The sequence below is a fragment of the Streptomyces sp. NPDC001822 genome, from assembly GCF_042892135.1.
GTDB lineage: Bacteria > Actinomycetota > Actinomycetes > Streptomycetales > Streptomycetaceae > Streptomyces.
Genome location: NZ_JBIATW010000008.1, coordinates 257,408 through 281,910, shown reverse-complemented (window position 1 = coordinate 281,910; position 24,503 = coordinate 257,408). Strand labels below are relative to the sequence as shown.

Here is a 24,503-nt window from a genome sequence, read left to right as displayed (position 1 = left end):
ATGAACGATCGCATGGTGTGGATCGACTGCGAGATGACCGGGCTCTCGCTGACGGACGACGCACTCATCGAGGTGGCCGCGCTGGTCACCGACTCGGAACTGAACGTGCTCGGCGACGGGGTGGACATCGTGATCCGCCCGCCGGACGCGGCCCTGGAGACCATGCCCGAGGTGGTGCGGCAGATGCACACCACCTCGGGACTCCTCGACGAGCTGGCCGGGGGCACGACCCTGGCCGACGCCGAGGAACGGGTCCTGGCCTACATCAGCGAGCACGTGAAGGAGCCCGGCAAGGCTCCGCTGTGCGGGAACTCGGTCGGCACCGACCGCGGCTTCCTCGCGCGGGACATGCCGTCGCTGGAGGGGTATCTCCACTACCGGATCGTCGATGTGTCCTCGGTCAAGGAGCTGGCGCGCCGCTGGTACCCGAGGGCGTACTTCAACAGTCCGGACAAGAACGGGAACCACCGGGCGCTGGCGGACATCCGCGACTCGATCACGGAGCTGCGCTACTACCGGGACGCGGTGTTCGTGCCGCAGCCCGGCCCGGACTCGGCCCGTGCCAAGGAGATCGCGGCACGCCACACCCCGCCGGCCGGACAGCCGTAGGAGACTCGCTGGTCACGGGCCCTCCGGGGCCCGTGCGCCACGCCTGAGGAAGTCGGGCGCGAGCACCCTCCCGGACCCTGTACACTTTTTCTCGGCCGGTCAGGAAATGGACCGGGCGACATGGTGGGTATAGCTCAGCTGGCAGAGCACCTGGTTGTGGTCCAGGATGTCGCGGGTTCAAGTCCCGTTACTCACCCTGAAGGGGAAGCCCCTGATCTGCGGAAACGTAGATCAGGGGCTTCTTCGTGTTCCGGGCCGGCCGACCCACGGTCGCAGAAGGATCGCTGCCGTGCGGGCATCGGTAGGCGCCGCTCGGCGATGTCAGGCGTCCTCGAAGGATGCGTGCACGCACTTTCCGCCGGGACGTGGTTCGCTGAAGATCCGGACCCCTAGTTCCTCGGCGATGTGCAGGCCCATGCCCCCTGTGCCGTCGGTCAGGTCCGGGCGGCGCGGGGCTGGTGCGATGCGTGAGCAGTCGGTCACCGCGATCTCCAGGGTGCTCGCAGTAGTGGTCAGGGTGAGGGCGATGGGGCCGGGGGCATGCCGGACCGCGTTTGTGACCAGTTCGGACACGATGAGCAGGGCATCGTCATGCCGACCGGTGTCGAGTGCGGGCCGGGTTCGGTGGAGAAAGGCGACGGTCGCCCGGCGGGCATGCGCGGGAGCTTCCGGAGCGGACGGCAGAGGGATGGTCTGCGTGCCGAGTCGGCTTGGCGTGAGTGTCGGTACGACTGTTGTAGTCATGACAGGTTTCCAATGATGCCGCGACGGCCTTGCGGCGCCTGGCGTGGTACCGGAGGTGGCGCTGGAGGGCGGGTCCCGATCCTGGCGGAATCGTCACCCGGGACGTGAGCGCTTTACACAAGGGATTCGTAGGCACCGGTGGGATTGTTTGGGGTGAACTGACGATCTCGCGCAAAAAGCGGGCCTTCGCCCAGGAGTCGGCAAGACAGCGGCGGTCAGCGGGAGCCGCGTTGCGCGGGCTGTGTGTCAGGCAGGGAGTTCTACCGCTCCGAGGGGGTCGGTGGTGGGTTGTTCGGAGCCCCCTGTGGGTTCGACGGACAGGGCCACGGCGGTGGCATTGTCGACCGGCCCGTCCAACAGGGTCAACTGGCGGCCGGGGCTTCGGCTCAGCAGCCCGGCCGGCACCGGTGTCCCGTCCTCGATGAACCAGGCCTCGTACTCCCTGCCCGCGGGAAGTGGGGGCAGGTCGTGGACGGCGAGCGTGGCTGCGTCCTCGGCGCGGGAGACGGCGACCGTGGCTGTGCCGCCGCCACGCAGCTTCTGGGTTCTGAGCTGGACGTCGGGCGCGGTGACCACGCGTGCCACATCGTCCTGCTGCTTGTGCACCTGCTCGGCCGTGGCTCTGGCGTCCTGGGCTTCCTGATACTGCCACGCGGCGATGCCGAGGCCGGCAAGCACGGCTGCCACGCAGGCCGCCAGCACGAGACGGGGTAGTGGGCCCGGAGCATAGGCTCGGCCGTCCGCTGCCGCCCTGACAGGTACCGGCTGTGCCGCAACGGGTGCCGCCGGCGGCGGCACGGGCGCCTCCCGGGGGCCGGCGGGCGCCTCCTGCGGTGTGGTGGCTACCTTGCGGAGCACCTTCTCACGCAGTGCCGCCGGCGGAGTCACCGCCGCGGCCTGCCCCAGCAGTGCGGCAGTGGCCTGTAGTTCGGCGACCTCCTCGCGGCAGGACTCGCAATCCTCCAGGTGCCGCTCGAAGGCCAGCCGTTCGCCTTCGGGGAGGGCGTGCAGGGCGTAGGCACCGCTCGCGTCGTGCGGGTCCACAGTGTTCACGGCGTCCCTCCCAGGCAGGCACGCAGCCGGATCAGCCCGTCACGCAAGCGGGTCTTCACCGTGCCCAGCGGTACGGCCAGCGACTGTGCTACCTCCTTGTAGCTGAGCCCTCCGTAGTAGGCGAGTGCCACCGTCTCGCGCTGCACATCGGTGAGGGCGTGCACGCAGCGGCGTACCCTCTGCCACTCCAGATGGGTTTCGACCTGCTCGGTCACGTCGTCGAAGGGCGGCCCAGGGGTCAGCACCGCCACCCTGCGCTCGCGGTCCGCTCTGGCTTGAGACGACCGCACCCGGTCCACCGCTCGGCGGTGGGCCAGAGTCATGATCCACGTCATCGCACTGCCCCGGCCGGGGTGGAACCGGCCGGATGTGCGCCACACCTCGAGCAGCACGTCCTGGACCACCTCCTCCGACTGCGCCGGGTCTCTCAGGACCCGGTGGACCAGGCCCATCACCGGTCCGGCGGCCCGGTCGTAGACACCGGTGAAGGCCTCACGGTCCCCGTCAGCCGTCCGCAGCATCAGCTGGTCCAGATCGGGTTCGTCCGTCCGCTGGCCGGCTCCCTCTCCGTGATCGGCGGATCGCACCTGGATACCTCGCTGTCGACACCGGGTACAGAGACCATTCCTCGGCGATACAAGCACCGCGTGGCAGCGGAGGCCATTCACGTGTATCAAAGCGGTGAATTCGCGTTCTGCGACGGTGGGCGCGTGGTGTCGAGCGGATCTTCGCCGTAGAGGTCCTGGACCCAGTTGTCCTGGTACACGGTGTCGAGATAGCGCTCGCCGAGGTCGGGCGCAATGGCCACCGATGTGAGGTCCCGCGTCCCGTGGCGCGCCAGCCAGTCGGTCGCCCCGCTCACCACGGTGCCGGTGGACCCGCCGAAGAGGAAGCCGCTCCTGGCCAGGCGGCGGCAGGCGCGGACCGCGTCCGCCTCCTCGACCCTCACCACCTCGTCCACGTACGACTCGTCCAGGAGCGGTGGACGCATGCTCATGCCCAGCCCCGGGATCATTCGGCGGCCGGGGTCTCCCCCGAACGCCACCGAGCCGATGGTGTCCACCGCGACCATCCGTACCGGACGGTGCCAGGCCCGGAAGAACCGTGCGCAGCCCATCAGCGTCCCAGTCGTCCCGGCCCCCACGAACAGCACGTCCAGCCGCGGGAAAGAACGGGCGATCTCCACAGCCGTCGTTCGGTAGTGCGCCCTCCAGTTGGCCGGATTGGAGTACTGGCTCAGCCACACGTACCGGTCGTCGGAAGCACACAGGCGCCGGACGTGGTCCAGCCGTGCTCCGAGGAAACCGCCGCCGGCCTCCTGGCCGGCCACCAGCTGAACCTCGCCGCCGAGAGCCTCCATCATCAGCCGGGTGCCGAGGTTGCAGCGTGAGTCCGTCACGCATACGAACCGGTAGCCCTTACTGGCCGCGATCATGCTCAGTGCCACGCCGAGGTTCCCTGAGGAGGACTCGACGAGTACGGAATCAGCCGTCAGGCTGCCGTCGCGCTCGGCCGATGCCACCATCGCGGCAGCGGCCTTCAGCTTGATCGAGCCGGCGAAGTTGAAGCCCTCACATTTGAGGAGCAGCGCCTCACCGAAAATTCGTTCGATGTCCACATAAAGGTCTTCTTCGTCGAAGGCCTGGGGAACAGTGATGACCGGCACGGTGAACTCCTCTTCCGAACGTCTTCCAGTGGGCCTGCTGGGCGGGCCGAATCCGGTGCGGGGTGACCGCCCTCACCCGTAGCGGCGCCTTTCGTGGAAGAAGTCGTCGAGGGTGCGCAGTTCGCCGGAGCGGGCGACACGGTCATAGACGAAGCCGCCGACTGCGAGATCGAGCACGCCGAGTCCGAACGGCGAGAAGACCGCAGGCCGGTCCCTCGGCACGGTCACCCGCCCCGCGATCACGTCGTCCAGCGTGCCGTGCACAAAGTCCCGGTTGCCCGTGAGCTGCTCGGTCAGATGAGGGGAGGTGGCCGCCCTGAGGCAGTGCTCGATGTCGTCCACGATGTTGGTGGAGGCCAGCAGGACCCCCGGGGCGAGATCGCGCAGCGAGACGTGCAGCACCACGGGGTTGTGGCCGAACCACGCCGGATCCTCGACATGAGGCGTGCCGGCTACGGTCGCGAAGACCACGAGATCGCTGGTGCGGATCAGATTCTCCGGGCAGTCGTGCACCGTCACGGGGGCGGTGCTGCCGGACTGTTCCACGTACAGCCGGAATCCGGCCGCGCTCTCCGGGGAGACGTCGTACACCCCGATGTCGTCGAACGACCAGCCCGAGCCCTCGAGGAACGTGTGGATGTACCGGGCGATCAGGCCCGTGCCGAAGAAGCCGACACGGGTGGGACGCGGCCGGTCGCGGCTGAGCCGGTCGGCCGCCGAGACGGCGGACGCGGCCGTTCTCGTGGCACTGATGATCGAGGCCTCCAGACAGGCGAACGGGTAGCCCGAGCCCGGGTCGTTGAGGATCAGCACGGCCGAGGCACGGGGGACACCGGACCTCACGTTGTCAGGGAAGCTGGAGATCCACTTCAGGCCGTCCACCGGCGAATCGCCGCCGAGGGAAGCGGGCAGCGCGATCATCCGGGAGGCAGCGCGGTCAGGGAAGCGCAGGAATGAGGAGGGCGGGTTCACCGTCCGGCCCGCACCGTGCAGCCGGTAGGCCGCTTCGACCACCTCCACGATCTCCTTCTCACGCCCTTCGAGGGCGCTTCGGACCTGGCTGCCGGGGATCACCGCGAACGAGGGAACGGTGACGTGCTCGGCCTTGATGGATACGGGCGAACCCGTGCGATTCGTGTTCATCGCTGCACCTTCTCGATCACTGGTGAGCAGGCGGCCATCCCGGTCGGCGAGGCCATGGCTACGACGACCTCGCGAGGTCCCTCGTAGGCCTCCCTGCTGTGCGCGGTACGGATGTTGTCGACGAGGAGCAGGTCACCGGACTTCCACGGCCGGCTCACGGTGTGCTCCTCGTAGACCGAGTTGATGAGCTGGACGACGTCCTCTCCGATGGCCTCGCCTTCGCCGTACCTCGTGTTGAACGGCAGCCCGTCGGGTCCGTACTCGTCGACGAGGTACTCGCGCACCTCGGGTGCCAGCGTCCACTCGTTCAGAAACGCGATCTGGTTGAACCAGCAGCGCCGTCCGTCATCCGGGTGACGCACTACGGCGCTGCGCCGTTGCGCGGTGCGCAGCCCTCCGTCGGGCTGCCAGGAGCAGGCGATGGCGTGGTCGTGGCAATAGCGCTCCACCGCATCACGGTCGTCGGTGCCGAACGCCTCGGCCACCGTGGCTCCGATCTCGCCGTTGTAGCTGCGGGTCAGAAGCCATCCCTCGCGCTCGAACCTCTCGGTCAGCCCGCTGGGCAGGGCGTCGAGGACGCCCGACGCGTCGGCGAGGCAGGTGGCTCCGCCCGTCGTGGGTTCCGAGAGGCAGGCGAAGAGCAGCAGGCCGGGTGAGCCCAGCGTGTAGCTCGATTCATGGTGCATGCACATCGGTTGGTTCGGCGGCCATGGGGAGGATGAGTGGACGCCGGGCGAGTACGTCTGCCTGGGCGCGAAGGTCTCCCGTTCCGTCACGGGTTCGGCGGCGAGCCGCTCGAGGACCGCGGTGACGCCGTCTGCGTCGTGCAGGCCCAGTCCGCGGACCAGGACGGCACCGTGTTCGACGAGTGCGGCGTGGAGCCCGTCCCGGGCTCCGGCCGCCCAGCCTGCCGGATCGCCGGCGGCCTGGACCTCCAGCATCGCGGGCCGGTCCGGTCCCCAGTCCAGTTCGAGCGGAGCGGCCGTCCTTTCCATCGCAGTCATCATGATCTCCTCACGGTTTGTGATCGGTTCACGAGGTGGAACGTGCGTCAACGCAGGCGGCGAGTTCGGTGAGTACGGGGTGAAGGACCAGGTCCTTGAGCGACACCTCTCGGTCCAGGGAGATCGCCACCTTGACCGCCGACAGTGAGGTGCCTCCGCGGTCGAAGAAGTTGTCCTGCCGCCCGATGAGCTTCCGGGGTACGCCGAGCACCTCGGCCCAGACCGCCGCCAGACGCTGCTCGGTGGGTGTGTGGGGCAGGTTGTCGTTCTCGTCCACGACGGTCCTGTCCGACTCCGCTGCCCGTACCGCCAGTTCCCGGCGGTCGATCTTCCCGTTTGCGGTCAGCGGCAGGGCCTTCTGCCAGTGGAAGGCCGACGGAACCATGTAGGCGGGCAGGGTACTGCCGAGATGATCCCGCAGAACCTCGGCGCTGAGAGGACGACCGCCGCTGTAGAAGGCGATCAGCTGCCGTCCTCGCCCGGCCCGTTCGGCGACCACCACTGCGCCGTCCCGCACGCCTGCCGCCTGCAGCAGTGCGTTCTCGATCTCACCGATCTCGATCCGGAATCCGCGGATCTTGACCTGTGAGTCCCGGCGGCCGAGGAATTCCAGCTGCCCGTCGGGGAGCCAGCGTCCGTAGTCCCCTCCCAGGTGGAGACGCTCGCCCGGGCGGAACGGATCCGGCAGGAAGACCGCCCGCGTCCGCTCCGGATCGTTGATGTACCCACGGCCGACGCAGATTCCGGAGAGAGCGATGGCACCCGGGGCGCCGAGCGGCACCAGGGAGAGATGCTCGCCGAGGAGGTAGACGCGTACGTTTTTGACCGGGCGGCCGAGTGGCACACCGTCGGTGTCCGGCACCCTGTCCATGATCGCGTGGTTGGTGTCGTCGGACGTCTCGGTCAGGCCGTAGGCGTTGACCAGCCTGACACCCGGCATGGCGGTGAACCAGCGCTGGACGAGGCCCTTCTTCAGTGCTTCGCCGGTGACCGACACGCATCGCAGGTCCGGCAGTTCGCGCGGGTGCCGTTCCAGGAAGGCCAGAACCGCGTCGAGGTAGGACGGGACCACCTGAAGGACACCGGCCCTGCCGTCGGCCAGTGTGTCGACGAGCTTGCGGACGTCCAGAATCGCCTCCTGCTCGACCAGCAGGGTGCGTCCGCCGACCAGCAGTGCGGACAGGAGCTGCCACACGGAGATGTCGAAGCACTGGGGTGCGGTCTGGGCGACCACATCGCCCTCCCCGATCCCCAGATCCTCGGCCTTCGCGAAGAGGTGGTTGAGCATTCCGGCGTGCTCCACCATCGCGCCTTTGGGTTCGCCGGTGGAGCCTGAGGTGAAGATGACGTACGCGAGATCGTCCGGGGCGACCGGCACGCAGGGATCGGACGTCTCGTCGCTCTCCTCGCAGCGCGTGCCGATGAACCATGTCCGCACCCATGGCAAGGAGTCAACGGCACGGTCGAGCGAGGTGGTGCTGCCGGGTTCGGTGAGCACCAGCCCGCAGTCGGCCCGGCTGAGCATCGTGGCGACGCGGTCGGCCGGGAAGTGGGGTTCGACGGGCAGGTATACGCCGCCCGCCTTGAGGATCGCGAGGACTGCGGTCAACCAGTCCAGATTTCGTTCCGTCACCACGGCGACGACGTCCTGCCGGCCGAGCCCGGCGCCCAGCAGGGCGTGTGCCAGCCGGTTGGCCCGGTCGTTGAGGTGCTGGTAGGTCCACTGCCGTTCGCCCTCGACCGCGGCGACCGCGTTCGGGCCTGCGTGCGCCCGCTGTTCGAACAGCGCGTGGAAGCGCAGGTCGGGGACTTCGCGGTGCGGCCCCGCGAGCCCGTCGATCTGGTGGCGGAGTTCCTCCTGGGACAACAGGCTCTGTCGCCCGTGCGGCATATCCGGATCAGCCGCGATCAGCCTGAGCGCGGCGAGGTGGTAGCCGATGATTCTGTTGGCGTACTCCTCGTCGAGAACCTCGGTCCTGTACCGCAGCCGGAGTACGGTCCCGCCGTCGCGACGGGTGACCGCCACCTGGAGCACGGTGTCCTTTGCCGGTTCACTGTCGCCGGCGGGATCGAACACCGTCTCGAGTGCGGTGGGCGGGAGACCCAGCTCCGCGCGGAGCGCGTCGACGGGAAAGTCCTTGTGGGCCAGTAGCCCCGCTTCTGTGCGGTGCGCGTGCTGCAACAGCGTCCGCCACGAGACGGCACCGGTTGTCAGCCGGCACGGCAGGGGACCACAGGCCGTGGCATAGCCCGTGGTGACGGCGGATTCCCCGGTCAACAGGGAGAGCACCTTGGCGTGGGCGGCCAGCATCGGCGAGGTGGCGGAGACCCGCATCGAGGTCGTCAGATCGTCCAGTTCGGCGACCAGCGCTCGAGGGATGACCGCCTCGGCATCGGCGGTGCCGGGCACTGGTGTGCGAGTCCACCGGGCCACCTCGGTGACCCCTCCGGCGGCGAGCACATCGCGCCAGTACTCCGCGCTGGTGCGTATCGGCGTATTCATCGTGTCGCCTCCTCACTGCGAGAAGCTGCCCCGTCGCTCTGAGCGGGATTTCCGCCCCACCGGGCGTTCTCCGGGACCGATTCACCCTTCATGAGGAAGGAGTCCGGCGCGAGCACCGCTCCGTCGCCGATGGTGACGCCGTAGTGCACGAAGGCTCCGACCCCGAGCGTGCAGCCGCTTCCGATGGCGGAACGGTCGGACTTGAACGCGCCGTCCTCCTGCGAGTGACATTGCACGACGCTGCCGGTGTTGAGCGTGGAGTCGTCACCGATGGTGACCATCGTGCGCTCCGTCAGGCTGCAACCGTCGTCGAAGACCCTGCGTCCGATCCGCACCCCCAGCAGTCGCCAGATCAGCCCCTTGAAGGGAGTCCCGTCGAAGGCCTTGAGGTACGTCTCTGACGGCACCTTCCAGTAGCGTTCACGCTGCCAGAAGCGGCTGTCGTAGATCGAGCAGAACAGCGGGCCCGGAGCGTGGGAGGCCGTGGCCACACGTTCCACGAGGACGAAGTACACGGCACTGACGAGCACGACGAAGACGTTGCCCAGCGCTACGGAGACGGCGCCGATGGAGGTGTAGAGCTCGGCGGATCCCGACACGACGAGCGTGAGCACGAACGCGTAGATCCACCGGACAAGCAGATACAGACCCATGGAGCCGGCATTGTGCCTGTTCTTCGTGGCCAGGCGGACGCGCAGATGCTCGCCGCTCTTCATGGGGTCGAAGCTGCTGTCCCGCTGGACGGACCGGGGTATCTCGAAGCTGGGCGAGCCCAGGAGGCCGACTCCCTCCCGGATCCGTCCGTCGACCGGGACCATGACCTTGGTCGCCAGCAGGCAGTTGGCCCCGGTTCGGCCGCGGGCGGGGTAGGCGATCCTGTTGCCCAGAAAGTTCTGCGGTCCAATGGCTGTACGGGAGACGCGGAAGGAGGTGCTGGAGAACTCCGCGTTGTTGATCGACAGTCCGTCGGCGACCATCGTCCCCGTCCCGACCGTACTGAGATAGGGCGTCTCGTGCTTGACCTCGGTCCCGAAGTTCGATCCTGTCTGCTCGACCCGGGAGAGGTCGTACCCGAGCAGACGGAGATAGGGGACGATGGCGGAGCTGTCGCCGAACAGCCTTGTCAGGAAAGGCCGGTTGGTCATCAGGGTGATCGCCCGGTGCACTCCGTAGTGGAAGCCGTAGAGCGGATAGACCTTGTCCGGCACGATGGTGCGGCCGAGCAGCCGGGGGACCGTGGCGAGAAGGAGGAAGCCGAGCGGCATGATCACGAAGAGCAGCACGAAGGTGATGGCCAGGGCGTCGCGGTAGAACACCCATGTGGTGAGGATCGAGGGCCCTGGTTCGAGAACCGCGGACAACTGCGGGGCCTCGACGAGCAGGATCCCGATGCCGCCGACGGCAAGCGGGAGATACACGAGCAGTGCGCTGAGCAGCTGCGTCACACAGTGGACCGTCCTGCGCACGGGGCCGCAGGACGCGGGCTCCACCACCGGGTACTCCCCGCCCGCGCGCCGCGCCGGTGAACCGTGCCAGTGTTCACCGGCGGGTATCTCCTGCCCGCTGTGGAGAGCGGACGCATGGGCCAACCGGGCGCCGTCGCCAAGGGACGTCCCGATGTCGAGCACCGAGGCCTCGGCAACGACCACGTCCTTCCCGAGCGTCACCCTGCCGGTCTCGATCAGCCCGTCGCGGGCGCGGTAGCAGGTGAAGAACGAGTCCTTGCGGATGACCGCGAAATCACCGACAGTCAGCAAGTCCGCACAGACGGGCACATGACGGGAGAAGATCGCGACGCCCACCCCGATCCGCGCTCCCAGCGCCCTGAGGTAGAGCGTGTAGAGCGGCGATCCGACGAAGAGCACGAGCGGGTCCGAGCGGACGAGCGTCTTGACGACCCAGAGCCGAAAGTAGGCAAGACTCCAGATACGGATCTGCTGAGGCTTCCAGTGCCCCACAAGGATCCACTTGACGAGTATTGGCGCGACCGACAGTCCCAGAAACACCACAGCACCGAAGACGGCCGACCGGAAGTACGCGTCGAGCACGCTGGACCCGGCTGATATCCACTCGTAGCCCCGGACACCGACGAACGCGACGAGGCATGAGTAGACGAGGAACGCGAGAAACTGCAACAACCCGCACAGAACGTACCTGGGCCTGCCCGAAGCGCTCGTCGGCGCCGGGGACGACGGGGCGAGGACTGGGTGCGCCGGTTCGAGGGGTGCGGTGGCCACATCGGTCGTCAGCGCGAGGGCAAGACTGCGGATGGTGCTGTGTGCGTAGACATCGCGCATCGCGACAGGTGGAAGGACGGCGTGCTTTCTGACTCGCGCGCAGAAGTGAGCCATCACCAGCGAATCAGCGCCCAAGTCCTCGAAGAAGTGACTGTCGGCTGCTACATGATCCCGTCGCAGGACGTCGGCCAGCACTGCGGCGAGTGCCGCTTCGATGCGGGCGACCGGTTCGGGTTCGTAAGGGGCGGAGGCATCCCCGGGCGGGAGCAACGTGTCGACCCGCGTTCCGGTCATGAGCAACTCCTTCGGAAGGCGCGTTCCGCGTCGAATACGACTCCAGGTGAGCCGTACGCGGACGCTCTCTACCAAGCATTCGAGACCGGAGGCGTGAAAGTTTGCCCCTATTTGATACTGATTAGGACGATCTTCGACCATAGGTGGGGAGTCAGTAGCGGACGCGGAGCCGCTCGAACTGGTACAGCCAGGCGAAGACACGCTCGGCCACCCAGCGCACCTCGCCCAGCCCGGAGCCGCGCATGACGCCGTGCCGGGCGATCATCGGCTTGATGCCTTGCTTCCACAGCAGTCGGCGGTACGTGTCGAAGTAGCCCCGATCGGCGCATCCAGCAGTGGAAGGAGCTGGATGAGTCGTGGCGGTTTCCGCCGGGGATCGTGACGGCGAGCGGGTGCCCTGCGGTCGACGATCAGAGGTCGCCTTCTCCCCGTGTTCCATCCCGGAATCGGGTGCTTGGTCTGTGGTGTCGAGTCACGCCAGGAGATGGTGCTCTCGCTGCGACAGGTCAGGGGCTGTTTCCTTACGCCGCCGTGGCGGCTTCCGGGCGGCGCGGCCCGTCAGCGGGGCCCACGGGCGTTGAGCCGGGCGGCCTGGCGCGTCAGGTGGTCGCGCTCGGCGAGGTCCGGCGCCTTGAGCGCGGCCTCGGCGTACAAGCGTGCCGCCGTCACCGGGTCGCCGTCGCGCTCGTGGAGGTACGCCGCCACGGCGGCGTGGCGGGGCAGTGAGGGGTCCAGCGCCGCGAGTGCCGCCAGGCCGGCGCGCGGTCCGTCGGCCTCGCCGACGGCCACCGCGCGGTTGAGGCGGACGACGGGGCTGTCCGTGAGTCCCGCGAGTTCGTCGTACCACTCGACGATCTGCCCCCAGTCGGTCTCCTCGGCGGTGGGGGCGTCCGCGTGGAGGGCTGCGATGGCCGCCTGGGCCTGGAACTCTCCCAGCCGGTCGCGCGCAAGGGCGGCCTGGAGAATCGCGACACCCTCGGCGATCGCTCCGGTGTCCCACCGGCTCCGGTCCTGCTCGGCGAGCGGCACCAGACTGCCGTCGGAGGCGGTCCGGGCGGCGCGCCGGGCGTGGTGAAGCAGCATGAGGGCGAGCAGCCCGGCCGCCTCCGGATGGTCGACCAGCGCCGTGACCTGCCGAGTGAGCCTGATGGCCTCGGCGGCCAGGTCGACGTCACCGGAGTAGCCCTCGTTGAAGACCAGGTAGAGGACGCGCAGCACGGTGGCCACGTCGCCGGGCCGGCCGAACCCTCCCCGGGCCCCCGCCTCGCCGCTGCGCGGCGAGACCCCGTTGCCGGCCAGCGTGCGTTTGGCGCGGCTGATGCGCTGCGCCATGGTCGCCTCGGGCACCAGGTAGGCCCGGGCGATCTGGCGGGTGGTGAGCCCGCCCACGGCGCGCAGGGTGAGCGCGACCGCGGACGACGGCGTCAGCGACGGGTGGGCGCACAGGAAGTAGAGCTGGAGCGTGTCGTCCACGGCCGGTGCGGGCCCGGGTGCCGGTTCCTCGTCGGCGAGGTCCTCGCGCCGACGGCGGGCGGAGTCCGCGCGCGTCGCGTCGAGGAACCGGCGCCAGGCCACGGTGACCAGCCACGCCTTCGGGTCACGTGGCACCTCGGAGGGCCAGCTGCGGACCGCCTCGACCAACGCGTCCTGCACGGCGTCCTCGGCCGCCGCGAAGTCGGCTCCGCGGCGGACGAGGACGGCAAGCACACTCGGTGTGAGGCTGCGGAGCAGGGCCTCGTCCATCGGTACGGTCACTCTGTGATGGTGGGCGGCGCGGTCAGGAACGGGCGCACCTCGAGCCACTCGTGGATCGGCTTACCGCCCGCCCCGGGAGCGGCGGACAGTTCTCCGGCCAGCTCGACGGCCCGCTCGTAGCCGTCGACATCGATCACCATCCAGCCGGCGATGAGGTCCTTGGTCTCGGCGAACGGGCCGTCGGTGACCGGCGGGCGCCCCTCGCCGTCGTAACGGACCCACGCCCCCTCGGGGGCGAGTGCCTGACCGTCGACGAACTCGCCGGTGTTCTCCAGCCGGGCCGCGAAGTCGTGCATGTACCGCATGTGCGCCGAGATCTCCTGGGGCGTCCACCGGTCCATCGGCACGTCGTTGGCCGGGGCCGGTGCGCCGCGGTAGTGCTTCAGCAGCAGGTACTTGGCCATGGTGTCTCTCCTCGCTGGTGCGACCCGTGGTGGCCGCTCTCACTACGGGGACGGAGCCGGTCGGGGATTCTCGACACCGCCCTCCGATCCTCCCCCGAAGATCGCGTGAGCCGCACCACAGGCGGTCTGGTGCCGCATGGGGCCCGCCTTGCCGGGCATCCGACGTGACGGCCCTGCCGTGCCATCCCCCGACGCGGCAGGGCCGCCTGACCGCCGGACACCCCCGGTGACGGCGGTCAGGCGGTCAGCGTTCTCCCGCACCGGTACGACGGGCCGGCACGCGGAGCTCCAGCGGCGCGACCACGCCGGCGTGGAACCGGTCCACCGCGTCGTCGACACTGCGGATGAATCCCGTCTCCGCGCTGCCGCGGCCGTTGCCCATGCCCTTGAACAGGGAGAGGCGGAACCCCACCATCTCGGCACCGTCCCTGGGGAGGAGGTCACCGGGTTCCGGGCGCAGCCGTTCCAGCGTCCCGCGGGGTCCCACGCCCTCCCCCTCGACCAGGGTCTCGATGTGCAGGTCCGCCGGGGCCGTCTCGAGCTGCCGGATCAGCCGCTTCACCTTGCTGAGCGGGTACCCCTGCTCGGACGCGGGGACCTCGATCGAGGTGCGGAGCTTGCCTGTGCGGAGATCTGCCGTCATCGCGAGGATCCCGGGGGTCCCCTCGATACGGAGCTCGGCGTGCAGCCTTCCGTGGGCACAGAGCTGATCGGCCAGATCGGCCCGGCGGGCCCGGGGGTCGGATCCCCGCTTGGCGCGCTGGACGGGAAGCACCTTCTGGCCCAGCTCGCCGCCGAGCCGCAGGCAGACCTGCCGGACCAGTCGCTCCCAGCTCTCGATGACCTCCGTGGCGCGGGGATCGCCCTGGCACAGGGTCTCGTCGTCGATCCCCTTGCGCACGGGCACCCAGGCCGACCCCATGTTCTGGAATCCGTGGCAGCCCGAGTGCTCGTGCTGGAGGTAGTGGAGCAGTTCCTGCAGCAGCCACGCGTGCGCGGCCGTGCCCACCCCCTCGTGGCGGATCAGCATCTGCGCCTGGTGCGCCACTTCGGCCCAGGACAGGTGCCAGAGCGCGACCTTGTGCTTGCGGCGGCCGTCGATCCTGACGTCGACGAGCGGGCTGCCTTCGAGGGCGACGTCGTTGGACAGGGTGATGACGGCCTCGTAGCCGCGCCGGGCGGCGATGTCCATGTAGGCCTGCACCTGGTCCGGCTTGAGGGGGTTGCCGTTCGTCTTCGTCTCGACCAGGGCGGTCCACAGCCTGCCGGCGCGCTCGACGCGGATGACCCCGTCCGGGCGGCGCGGCGAGTCCCCGTGCGGCAGGGACACCTCGGTGAACGTCTCCATGCGTCCGGCGGGCGCCCCGAAGCCCGCGGTGAGGCGCCGGCCGAACTCCGGCACCTGGGCCATGACGGACAGGAGGACCGAGGTGGCCCGCGTCTCCCGCTCGCGGTCGTTCCTGAGCGCGGAGAGCGGAAACAGCCGGGCGGTCCGCCAGGAGTCGTTCTCGGCGAGGGACTTCTTCGCACTCCGGGGAAGCGTGACCTTCTTCCTGGCCGTGCGGGGCCGGGTGCGGGGTTTCGCCTCCTCGGCCTTCTCCACGACGGCTTCGGCGGGCGGCGCGAGGGCGGGCTCCGACGCCCTCTGCGCCGGAATGCCCTCCGGCCCGGTCCCACGGTCCGCGTCCGCCCCGGGACCGGTCCCGGTGGCCTCCGCCCGTTCCTCGGCCTCCGCCTCCGCCTCCGCCTCCGCGTCGTCGTCGATGTCCACACCGAAATCCGTCGCGAGACCGGCCAGACCGGATGCGTACCCCTGCCCGACGGCCCGGAACTTCCATTCACCACCGCGCCGGTAGAGCTCGCCGAAGATGAGGGCGCTCACCTCGCCCGCGTCCTCGACGGAGAACTGCGCCAGACCGTCTCCGGCGCCGTCGGCGAGCGTCAGGTGGAGGTCGTCCAGGTCCCCGAACCCGGCCCCCCGGTAGCGGCTCGCCGCCACGACGATCCGCTCGACCTCCGCCGGCACCGCGTCCAGATCGAAGCCGATGCGGTCCTCGTCGCCGTCCGCGGTCGGGGTCTTCCCGAGCAGCTGCACACTGCCGTCGCCCGCGACCGGGTTGTTGTAGAAACAGAAGTCGGCGTCGCTGCCGACCTTGCCGTTCTCGTCGAGCAGGAGCACCGAGACGTCGGCGTCGCCCTCCCCGGTCGGGCTGCTCCAGCCCAGGCTCATCACCACCGAGCCGGCGTTCTCGCTGAGCGTGGCCAGCCCGACGTTCGCGCCCTTGGTCATCTTCCGCATGCGGCCCCCATGAAAAACGCCGCCGGGCCGCCCCACGGCCCCGGCAGCTCATCGCGTGACGCACGAGACGCACGTCACACACGCTTCGTGTTCGGGGGAACTCTAGCGGTCACTTGCTCCGCTTATGGAGGAGTTGTGAAAGTCTTTGCCCGGTCCAGGATCTGCCGCTCGCCGCCCTCGGGAAGACCCCCGCTCGCCGCCTCTCAGGACGACTCCCGCACCACCAGCTCCGTGGGCAGCACGATCCGCGGGCGCTCCCGGGCGTCGTCGCCCTCCGTGCGGTGCGCGATCTCCTGGAGCAGGACGCGGGCCATCGTGCGGCCCATCTCCTCGATCGGCTGGCGGACGCTCGTCAACGGCGGGTCCATGTGGCGGGCCACCGCGGAATCGTCGAAGCCGATCAGCGCCACGTCGTCCGGGATGCGGCGGCCCGACTCGCGCAGGACCTGACGGGCGCCGGCCGCCATCACGTCCGAGGCGGCGAAGACCGCGTCGACATCGGGCCTGCGTTCGAGCAGTTCGCGCATGGCACGGGCGCCGCCCTCCTCGCTGAAGTCGGCGGGGGCGATCAGCCGCTCGTCGGGGTCGAGGCCCGCGGCGGCGACGGCCTTGCGGTAGCCGTCCAGGCGGCGCTGCGCGCCGTACACGTCGAGCCGTCCGGTGATCGTGGCGATGGAACGGCGGCCTCGCGCGATGAAGTGGTCGACGGCCGCGCGGGCTCCTTCGAAGTTGTCGGAGTCGACGGAGGGCAGCGTCTCCGCCGCGTGTCTGCGGCCGCTGATCACCGAGGGCATGCCGAGCTGTTCGAGAAGATCGGGCAGCGGGTCGTCGGCGTGCACGGAGACCAGGAGCACACCGTCGACGCGGTGCGCGGTGAGGTACTGCGCCAGCCTCCGCCGCTCGCGGTCGTTGCCCGCGAGCGTCAGCAGCAGCTGCATCTCGGTGTCGGCCAGGGCCGCTCCGACGCCACGCACGATGTCGGAGAAGTACGGCTCGGCGAAGAACCGGGTCTCGGACTCGGGCACCACGAGGGCGATGGCGTCCGTCCGGTTGCCCGCGAGGGCGCGTGCCGCGCGGTTGGGGACGTACCCCAGTTCGGCGACGGCGGCCTCGACGGCCTCGCGGGTCTGCGCGCTGACCCGCGGCGAGCCGTTGATGACGCGTGAGGCCGTGCCCCGCCCCACTCCGGCCCTGGCCGCCACCTCTTCGAGCGTGGGCCGCCCGCCACTCCGTACTCGCGCTGCCGCCATGGCTGCCTCCCGTTCGCGGTCAATTTCTCACAGCGCCCTGGCCAATCCAAGTCCCGCTGTCCGATCCCTTGACACTCGTCCGGACCGAGCGGTCCGCCCTGAGCGCCACCACTCTTGGGAGCGCTCCCAAGCTTACGGGTCGGGCGCGGTGGACGCGCGGGACGGGGCACGGAAAAGCGGGACCCGGCGGCGTGCCGGGTCCCGCTCCGTGTGCTGGTCGGACGGTCAGACGGTCCCGCCGGCGGCCGGCAGTCCGTGACGGCGGATCACATCGGAGTACCAGTGCGCGCTGGCCTTGGGGATGCGGCGCTGCGACGCGTAGTCGACGTACACGGCACCGAAGCGCTTCGAATAGCCGTACGCCCACTCGAAGTTGTCCATCAGGGACCACAGGAAGTAGCCGCGGACGTCCGCGCCGTCGGCGATCGCGCGCCGCACGGCGTCGAGGTGCCCGTGCAGATACGCGACGCGCTCCGGGTCCTCCACCGTGCCCTCGGGAGTGACGTGGTCGTCGAAGGCGGCGCCGTTCTCGGTGACCATCAACGGCAGCCCGGGGTGGTCCCGTTGCGTATCCATCAGGAGGTTGTAGAGCCCCTCGGGATCGATCGACCAGTCCATCGCGGTCCGCTCCTTCCCCTCGGCGTGGTGGAAGGCGACGTGCTCGGAACCGGGCCACGGGGAGTGGTCGCTGGCGCCGTGGGCGTCGCTGCGCGCGTAGTCGGCCCCTGCGACGGGGTCGGAGACCAGCGTCGGCGTGTAGTAGTTGATGCCGAGGGCGTCCACCGGACGGGAGATGGTGGCGAGGTCGCCGTCCTTGACCAGCTTCGACCAGTCCACCAGGTGCGAGGTGTCCGCGATCAGGTCCTCGGGGTAGGCCCCGCGGAACATCGGGCCGGTGAAGACGCGGTTGCCGACGGCGTCGATGCGCCGGGCGGCGTCCAGGTCGGCCGGGCTGTCGGTGAGCGGGCGGACCTGGTGGAGGTTGAGCGTGACCGAGGTCTGCGCGGATGCGGGGAGCCGGTCGCGCAGGACCTCGATCGCCCGGCCGTGGGCGAGGTTGAGGTGGTGGGCAGCCCGCAGCGCCGCCGCGGGCTCGGTGCGGCCGGGGGCGTGCACACCCGAGCCGTAGCCGAGGTAGGCCGAGCACCAGGGCTCGTTGAGGGTGGTCCACATGCCGACCCGGTCGCCGAGGGCGCCGGACACGATGGCGGCGTAGTCGGCGAACCTGTCGGCGGTCACGCGCTCGGGCCAGCCGCCGGCGTCCTCGAGCTCCTGGGGCAGGTCCCAGTGGTAGAGCGTGGCGACGGGCATGATGCCGGCGTCGAGCAGCTCGTCGACGAGCTTGCGGTAGAAGTCCAGGCCGCGCTCCACGGCCGGTCCGCGGCCGGTGGGCTGGACCCTGGACCACGAGACGGAGAAGCGGTACGCCTTGAGGCCGAGCTCCTTCATCAGGGCGACGTCGTCGCGGTAGCGGTGGTAGTGGTCGGCGGCGATGTCACCGGTGTCGCCGTTGCGGACCTTGCCGGGGGTGCGGCTGAAGGTGTCCCAGATGGACGGCGTGCGGCCGTCCTCGGCGGCAGCGCCCTCGACCTGGTAGGACGCGGTCGCCGCGCCCCAGATGAATCCCGTGGGGAACTGCGCCTCGGGGGCCTGCTTGGGGGTGGTGTCGGGTCGTACGGCAGTCATACGGGAGCGCTCCCATGGGTGCAGAGGGACTGGGCGTGAAGTGCACGGGCCCGGGTCCCGTACGGCCTGCGGTCAGGTACAGGCCGTACGGGACGGCTTGGCGGCCGGACCGGGGACGGCGGGCCCGGGCCGGGCGGACGCCGGGATCGGACCGGGGCGGAACGGGGGTGGGGTCAGCCCTTGACGGCGCCGGACATGATTCCCCCGACGATCTGCTTGCCGAAGATCACGAAGACGACGAGCAGGGGAAGGGTGCTGATGAGCGCGCCCGCCATGACGATGCTCTGGTCGGGCACGTAGGACGCGCTCAGCTGGCCGAGGGCCACCTGGAGCGTCGGGTTCTGCTGGTTCAGCGCGAGGTAGGGCCAGAAGAAGTCGTTCCAGGCCTGGACGAAGGTGAGCATGCCGAGCACCATCATGGCCGGGCGGGCCACCGGGAGCACGATGCTCCACACGATGCGCAGGTTGTTCGCCCCGTCGACCCGGCCCGCCTCGATGAGCTCGTACGGCAGCGCCTCCAGGAGGTACTGGCGCATGAAGAACACGCCGAACGCGCTCACCAGGGTCGGGAAGATCACCGACTCCAGCTGACCGCCCCAGCCGATGTCCGACATCATCATGAACAGCGGCACGACGCTGAGCTGCGGGGGGATCGTCAGCGTCGCGATGACCGTCGTCATCAGCGCGCCGCGCCCCTTGAAGCGCATCTTGGCGAAGGCGTAGCCGGCCAGGGTGCAGAAGAACAGCGTCGCCAGGGTGATGCTGCCGGACACGATGACCGTGTTGACGATGGCCTTGCCGAGACTGGCCTGTTCCCAGGCCGCTTCGAGGTTGTTGAAGAGGTTGCCGCCGGGCAGCAGCGGCGGTGTGGTGTCGAGGACCTCGTCCTGCGTGCGGGACGCGGCGACGAGGGTCCAGTACAGCGGGAACAGCGAGCCGAGGCCGACGACGGCGAGGGCGATGTAGGCGAAGGGACCCGCGTGGTGCTGGCGGCCGGCGCCCTGCTTGAACCGGTTGCGGCGCGGCGGGTCCTGGCGGCCGTCGGCCTTGGAGACACGGCCGGCGTCCGGCGCGGTGACGGTGTGTGTGGTGGTCATTCGAATCGCTCCCCGTCAGGCCGCGGTCTTGCGCACGAAGCGCCCGATGAGCCAGTTGATCGCGGCAATGAGCAGCAGCAGGACGAGCATGGCCCAGGCGACCGCGGCGGCCGGACCGAGGTGTCCGAGGTTCCAGCCGTAGTTGTAGAGGTAGATGCTGAGGGTCTCGTACTGGTGCTCGGTGCCGCCCTGGGCGCCGATCTGGCCGCCTTCGAGCAGCAGGGGCTCACCGAACAGCTGCATCGATCCGATGGTCGAGATGACGATCGTGAAGAGGATCGTCGGCCGCAGCGAAGGGATCGTCACGTTGCGGAACTGCTGCCAGCGCGAGGCCCCGTCGAGCGACGCCGCCTCGTAGAGGTCGGACGGGACCGCCTGCATCGCGGCCAGGTAGATCAGCGTGTTGTAGCCGGTCCAGCGCCAGATGACGATGACGGCGATGGCGATGTTGGACGACCAGTGGCCGTTGGCCCAGTTCGTCTCGCCGGCGCCGAAGAAGCCGAGGACCCAGTTCAGCAGTCCGCCGTCGGCCCGGAACACCAGGGCGAAGACCAGGGCCGCCGACGCGACCGAGGTGGCGTAGGGCGTCAGGATCACCGTGCGCCAGAAGGTGCTGGCGCGGAGCTTGTAGTTCAGCAGGTGGGCCAGGCCGAGCGCGATCATCAGCTGCGGCACGGTGGATATGACGCCGATGACGAAGGTGTTGGCGACCGCGGTCCAGAACTCCGAGTCCTGGAGGATGTTGCCGAAGTTCTCCCAGCCGACCCATTCCATCTGGTCGAGGCCGGTCATCTCCACGCGGTGGAGGGCGATCCAGCCGGTGTAGACGAGGGGGTAGAGCCCGAAGGCCCCGAAGACGAGGAAGAAGGGCGCGATGTAGGCGTACGGCGACGCCTTGTCGTCGAAGCGCCACAGCCGGCTGCGCCACGCCTGCCGGCGGGCGGTCATGGGCTGCTCGGGGGTGCGACGGCCGGGCCGTGAGCCGTGTGCGCCCCTCGTGGGGGTCGTGGTTGCCACAGGTGGGAGTCCTTCCCTGGGGTGTGCCGACACCTCAGGGGCAAGGCCGGGCCTCCGGTCGGGTCCGGCGGGGTGTCGGAGAAGGTGCGCGGTGCCGGTGGGGAACCGGCACCGGTGCGGGCCGGCCGGGACGCCGATGGGCGTCCAGGCGGCCCGCACCGGCGAGGATCAGCCGATCACCTTGTCGATGGCCTCGGTCGCGGCCTTCCAGGCGTCGTCCGGCTTGGTGCCGCGCTGCTCCATGTTGTTGATCTGCGTGGAGATGGTGTCCTTGATGACGCCGTCCTTCGGGCCGAGCACGGCCGCGGGGATGACCTGCGCCTCTTCGGCGTAGATCTCACCGATGGGGGCGTTGTTGAAGTACTCCAGCTTGGCGGTCTTCACGTCGGGGAGCTCGTAGGCGCCCTTGTTCGACGGGAAGAGGCCGGCCGCCTTGAAGACGGCCGCCTGCTGCTCGGGCGCGGTCAGCCACTTGACGAGCTCACCGGCCTCCTTGACGTGCTTGCCCTTGGCGGGCACGGAGAGGAAGGAGCCGCCCCAGTTGGCAGCGGTCTGACCGGGGGTGCGGGCGATGTCCCACTTGCCCTTGAACTCGTCACCGGAGTACGTGGAGATCTGCGCCGCCATCCACGCGGGGCAGGCCACGGTGGCGATGCTGCCCTTGCGCAGGGCCGCCTGCCACGGCGGGCTGAACTGGGCGAGGCCCTGGGTCAGCTTCTTGTCGACGGCCTGGGAGGCGAGCTGCCAGCCCGCCTTGACGCCGGCGCTGTCCTTGTAGATCGCCTTGCCGTCCTTGGAGTAGTACTGCTCCGAGTCCGAGCTGACCACGCCGTTGTACATGGCGCTGGCGGAGTCCATGAAGAAGGTGCCCTTGGGTGCCTTCGCCTTGTACGCCTCACCGAGCGCGAGGTAGTCCTTCCAGCCGCCGGCGAACTTCGCGGCGACCTCGGTGCGGTCGGACGGCAGGCCCGCCTGCTCGAACAGGTCGCGGCGGTAGCAGATCGACATCGGGCCGATGTCGGTGCCGGCGCCTATGACCTTGCCCTCCTCGGTGGTCGCCTGCAGCGCCTTCCAGTTGACCCACTGGGCGGGGTCGACGACCTTGGAGAGGTCGGCGAAGGCGTCGGCCTTGGTGTCGACGAGCTCCTTCACCCGGCCGACCTCGATGCCCTGCACGTCGGCCAGCCCGCTGCCCGTGTTGAGCTGCTGGAGGAACTTGGGGTAGTAGACCGTCTCCTGGGCGGTGACGTTCTCCTTGACCGTGATGTTCGGGTGGAGCTCGTGGTACTTCGCGAAGAGCCCCGCCTCCTTGTAGCCGAACTGTCCGAAGTCGGCGACGGTCAGGGTGATGTTCCCGTTGGCGTCGGCCTCGTCGGAATCCGATCCCGAGTCGCTGCAGCCGGTCATCAGCAGGGCTGCGGCCGTGAGACCCGTGGTGGCCATGACGGCGGTTCTGCGGCTTCGACCTGCGACGGTGCGGGTGATGCGCATTCCACTACTCCTTGTTCCAGGGTGGGACTGGCGTTCGTGCTCGGCATACGCGCTGGTGGTGCGGGTGCCAGTGGTACGGAGAGGACATGGGCGGTGCCGTCCCCGTACGAGCGAAAAACCTCGATCGATATGGGAGCGCTCCCATGCGCTGATGCCGGAACATTGCTGCCTCAAGGGGGCGGGTGTCAAGACTTGAAGACGCTTCTGTTGCCCGAGCGTGTCCTGCAAGTCACGCGAACGTGTCCGACCGAGGGCTTGCGTTCACTCGCACGCGCTGCATGCCGCACCCGCAGCCTCCTCAATCACCGCAGGTCAGAGCGGCTTTGAGCGTGTTTCACCCATCGGGGCCCCGTGGCGGCGGGCGGTCGGCGCGGATTCCGGCACCCGGCGCCGGGGCGCGCCGGCCGGCCCCGTGACCGGGAGAGGGCCCGCCGGAAGATGAACGGGGCGGGTGCGTGCGGGGCGCGGAGAGCGGCCGTCGGGGGTTTCCGTGTTCTTTCCCCGAACTCCACCCCCCGGCCGGAAGGTTCCGTTCGCGCCCGTCGGAGGCATCGGCCGCGCGGAGGTTCCGGACAGGGGGGCGCGCGCCCCGGCCGGTTGTGGGGGGTGTGGGGCCGGCCGGGGCGCGCGCGTCGAGGTGGTGGTTCGTGGGGGCGGCGGCTACCCGAAGGCGCCGAACGCCTTCGTGAAGGCCAGCGGTTCCTGGAGGATCGAGCTGCAGGTCGCGTCCGCGGTGGGCTTGGCGCCGCCCGGGCACTGCGCGTCCCGGGTGCCGGACCACATCGCCAGGCGCCCGATACCCTTCTCCCGGGCGAACTTCACGAGCTGCGTGGCGTCCTCGACGGTGAAGATCTCGGTGGCGACGTCGTTCACGCCGATCATCGGGGTGACCGCGACCGTCTTCCAGGCGGCGGCGTCGGAGAGCCCGAGCACGCCCTTGAGCTGGGCCTGCGTGGCGGTGGCCGCCTGGGTGGCGTAGTCGCCCATGTCGCCGCTGTAGGACGCGCCGTAGTCCATGGCCATGATGTTGACCGCGTCGATCCCGACGCCGTTCTTCTTCGCGTCCGCGACGAGGTCCACGCCCGGCTGGGTCAGCCCCTCGGGCATCACCGGCAGCGTGAAGGAGACGTCGAGCCCGGGGTGGTCCTTCTGCAGCAGGGCGATGGCGGCCGAGCGGCGGGAGTTGGCCGCGGTGTCGGGCAGCGCGCCGCCCTCGATGTCGAAGTCGACCTTGGTCAGCGCGTAGGCGTCGACCACCTCGCCGTACGCCGCGGCGAGGTCGGCCGCGGACGAGCAGTGCAGGGCGAGTTCCGCTCCGGTGGCGCCGCCGAAGGAGACCCGCACGTCGCCGCCCTCGGCCCGCAGGGCGGTGATCTGGGCGGCCACCTTGTCGTCGCCGAGCGCGGTGACCCCGCCCCACAGCGGTGCGCAGCCGCCACCGGAGGTGATGAACGCGAGGGTGAACTCCTTCACGCCCGCCCTGGAGACGGTGTCCAGCAGGTCGTAGGAGGGGTGGAGGGAGGTGTCGACGTAGGGGGCGAATCCGGCGCCGGCTGCCGTGCCGCCACTGCCCGGGGTGGGGGTGTCCGAGGGTCGGGGCGTCGCGGGCGGGTTCGTCGTGGGCGGCGGGGTCGTGGCGTCCTTCGTCGGGGTGGCCGTCGCCGTGGGTTCCGGGGTTACGGTCGGGCGCCCGCCGGGCTCCGGGGTGGCGCCGCCGTCCGCGGAGCACGCGGCGCCGTCGATGCGGCAGCCCGTGGGATCGGCGGCCTTCGCCGACGAGGCGGTGACGAAGCCGACCGTCACGGAGCCGCCGGGGGCCAGGTCCTTGTTCCAGCTCGCGGGCTTCACGGTGACGTGGCCGCCGCTGACGGTGTACTCGCCGTTCCAGAGCGAGTCGATCTTCGTACCGGACGGCAGGTCGAACTCCAGCGTCCACCCGGACCGGGCCGTTCCGGCGTCGTTCGTGACGACGTACTGCCCGGTGTAGCCGCCCGTCCAGCCGCTGGCCCTCGTGTACGCGGCACCGACGCCCGCCGCCTGGGCCGTGCCCGTGAGTGCGAAGACCGTGCCGCCGACGGCCGCCGCGGCGACGAGGGCGCCGAGCGCCTTCGTGCGGGTGCTCGTCGTGCGGCGGTGCGTGCTGGTGCTCATCGCGTCCTGCCTCTGTCCTGCGGGGGGTGGTGGTTGCGTCTGCACGCTAGCCGCCCCGAAACGGGCAAAAGGCACTGATGGGAGCTGAGTTGATGTTCTT

Annotated in this window: 18 protein-coding genes, 1 tRNA gene and 1 pseudogene; 2 read left to right on the top strand and 18 right to left on the bottom strand. The window is 69.8% G+C overall.

What is annotated here, in order from left to right:
• Both orn and ACFYY2_RS20715 read left to right on the top strand, forming a co-directional pair.
• A complete protein-coding gene (gene orn, locus ACFYY2_RS20720) occupies positions 1-609 on the top strand; it encodes an oligoribonuclease (RefSeq protein WP_388744904.1) in 609 nt (202 codons plus the stop codon).
• A 123-nt stretch (positions 610-732) separates the two neighbouring features.
• A tRNA-His gene (locus ACFYY2_RS20715) sits at positions 733-805 on the top strand.
• 125 nt (positions 806-930) lie between these two features.
• On the opposite strand, the gene ACFYY2_RS20710 is transcribed toward ACFYY2_RS20715, so the two are convergent.
• The 18 genes and pseudogenes from ACFYY2_RS20710 to ACFYY2_RS20625 all read right to left on the bottom strand — a co-directional run bounded on the left by ACFYY2_RS20710 (position 931) and on the right by ACFYY2_RS20625 (position 24,403).
• On the bottom strand, positions 931-1,353 hold the full coding sequence (locus ACFYY2_RS20710) for an ATP-binding protein (RefSeq protein WP_388744902.1): 423 nt from the start codon (positions 1,351-1,353) through the stop codon (positions 931-933).
• Positions 1,354-1,599: 246 nt separating this feature from the next.
• A complete protein-coding gene (locus ACFYY2_RS20705; protein WP_388744900.1) occupies positions 1,600-2,406 on the bottom strand; it encodes an anti-sigma factor domain-containing protein in 807 nt (268 codons plus the stop codon).
• Entirely contained in the window at positions 2,403-2,993 is a 591-nt protein-coding gene (gene sigK, locus ACFYY2_RS20700) for an ECF RNA polymerase sigma factor SigK (RefSeq protein WP_388744898.1), read from the bottom strand. Before sigK ends, ACFYY2_RS20705 begins: the two co-directional genes overlap by 4 nt.
• 86 nt (positions 2,994-3,079) lie before the next feature.
• Positions 3,080-4,072 (bottom strand): 2,3-diaminopropionate biosynthesis protein SbnA, encoded by a 993-nt coding sequence (sbnA, locus tag ACFYY2_RS20695; RefSeq protein ID WP_388744896.1) that lies wholly within the window; start codon positions 4,070-4,072, stop codon positions 3,080-3,082.
• A gap of 72 nt (positions 4,073-4,144) precedes the next feature.
• Complete coding sequence (sbnB, locus tag ACFYY2_RS20690; RefSeq protein ID WP_388744892.1) at positions 4,145-5,215, bottom strand: 2,3-diaminopropionate biosynthesis protein SbnB; 1,071 nt, start codon at positions 5,213-5,215, stop codon at positions 4,145-4,147.
• Positions 5,212-6,219: a TauD/TfdA family dioxygenase gene (locus tag ACFYY2_RS20685; RefSeq protein ID WP_388745090.1), complete on the bottom strand. Its 1,008-nt coding sequence runs from the start codon at positions 6,217-6,219 to the stop codon at positions 5,212-5,214. Before ACFYY2_RS20685 ends, sbnB begins: the two co-directional genes overlap by 4 nt.
• 28 nt (positions 6,220-6,247) lie before the next feature.
• Entirely contained in the window at positions 6,248-8,722 is a 2,475-nt protein-coding gene (locus ACFYY2_RS20680) for an amino acid adenylation domain-containing protein (protein ID WP_388744890.1), read from the bottom strand.
• Entirely contained in the window at positions 8,719-11,253 is a 2,535-nt protein-coding gene (locus ACFYY2_RS20675; RefSeq protein WP_388744888.1) for a Pls/PosA family non-ribosomal peptide synthetase, read from the bottom strand. The genes ACFYY2_RS20680 and ACFYY2_RS20675 overlap by 4 nt, the downstream gene beginning before the upstream one ends.
• A 154-nt stretch (positions 11,254-11,407) precedes the next feature.
• Positions 11,408-11,673: pseudogene (locus ACFYY2_RS20670) on the bottom strand (transposase); the annotation flags it as partial.
• Positions 11,674-11,811: 138 nt separating this feature from the next.
• Entirely contained in the window at positions 11,812-12,996 is a 1,185-nt protein-coding gene (locus ACFYY2_RS20665) for an RNA polymerase sigma factor (RefSeq protein WP_388745088.1), read from the bottom strand.
• An 8-nt stretch (positions 12,997-13,004) separates the two neighbouring features.
• Positions 13,005-13,412 (bottom strand): YciI family protein, encoded by a 408-nt coding sequence (locus ACFYY2_RS20660; protein WP_388744886.1) that lies wholly within the window; start codon positions 13,410-13,412, stop codon positions 13,005-13,007.
• Positions 13,413-13,656: 244 nt separating this feature from the next.
• Positions 13,657-15,711: a TerD family protein gene (locus tag ACFYY2_RS20655; protein WP_388744884.1), complete on the bottom strand. Its 2,055-nt coding sequence runs from the start codon at positions 15,709-15,711 to the stop codon at positions 13,657-13,659.
• A gap of 203 nt (positions 15,712-15,914) precedes the next feature.
• A complete protein-coding gene (locus tag ACFYY2_RS20650; RefSeq protein ID WP_388744882.1) occupies positions 15,915-16,961 on the bottom strand; it encodes a LacI family DNA-binding transcriptional regulator in 1,047 nt (348 codons plus the stop codon).
• Between the two features lie 225 nt (positions 16,962-17,186).
• A complete protein-coding gene (locus ACFYY2_RS20645) occupies positions 17,187-18,647 on the bottom strand; it encodes a GH1 family beta-glucosidase (protein ID WP_388744880.1) in 1,461 nt (486 codons plus the stop codon).
• A gap of 173 nt (positions 18,648-18,820) precedes the next feature.
• Entirely contained in the window at positions 18,821-19,744 is a 924-nt protein-coding gene (locus ACFYY2_RS20640; RefSeq protein ID WP_388744878.1) for a carbohydrate ABC transporter permease, read from the bottom strand.
• A 15-nt stretch (positions 19,745-19,759) separates the two neighbouring features.
• Positions 19,760-20,761, bottom strand: coding sequence for a carbohydrate ABC transporter permease (locus ACFYY2_RS20635; protein ID WP_388744876.1), 1,002 nt, complete (start codon positions 20,759-20,761; stop codon positions 19,760-19,762).
• A 168-nt stretch (positions 20,762-20,929) separates the two neighbouring features.
• Complete coding sequence (locus tag ACFYY2_RS20630) at positions 20,930-22,252, bottom strand: ABC transporter substrate-binding protein (RefSeq protein ID WP_388744874.1); 1,323 nt, start codon at positions 22,250-22,252, stop codon at positions 20,930-20,932.
• Positions 22,253-22,912: 660 nt separating this feature from the next.
• Entirely contained in the window at positions 22,913-24,403 is a 1,491-nt protein-coding gene (locus tag ACFYY2_RS20625; protein ID WP_388744872.1) for a cellulose binding domain-containing protein, read from the bottom strand.
• Between the last annotated feature and the right edge of the window lie 100 nt (positions 24,404-24,503).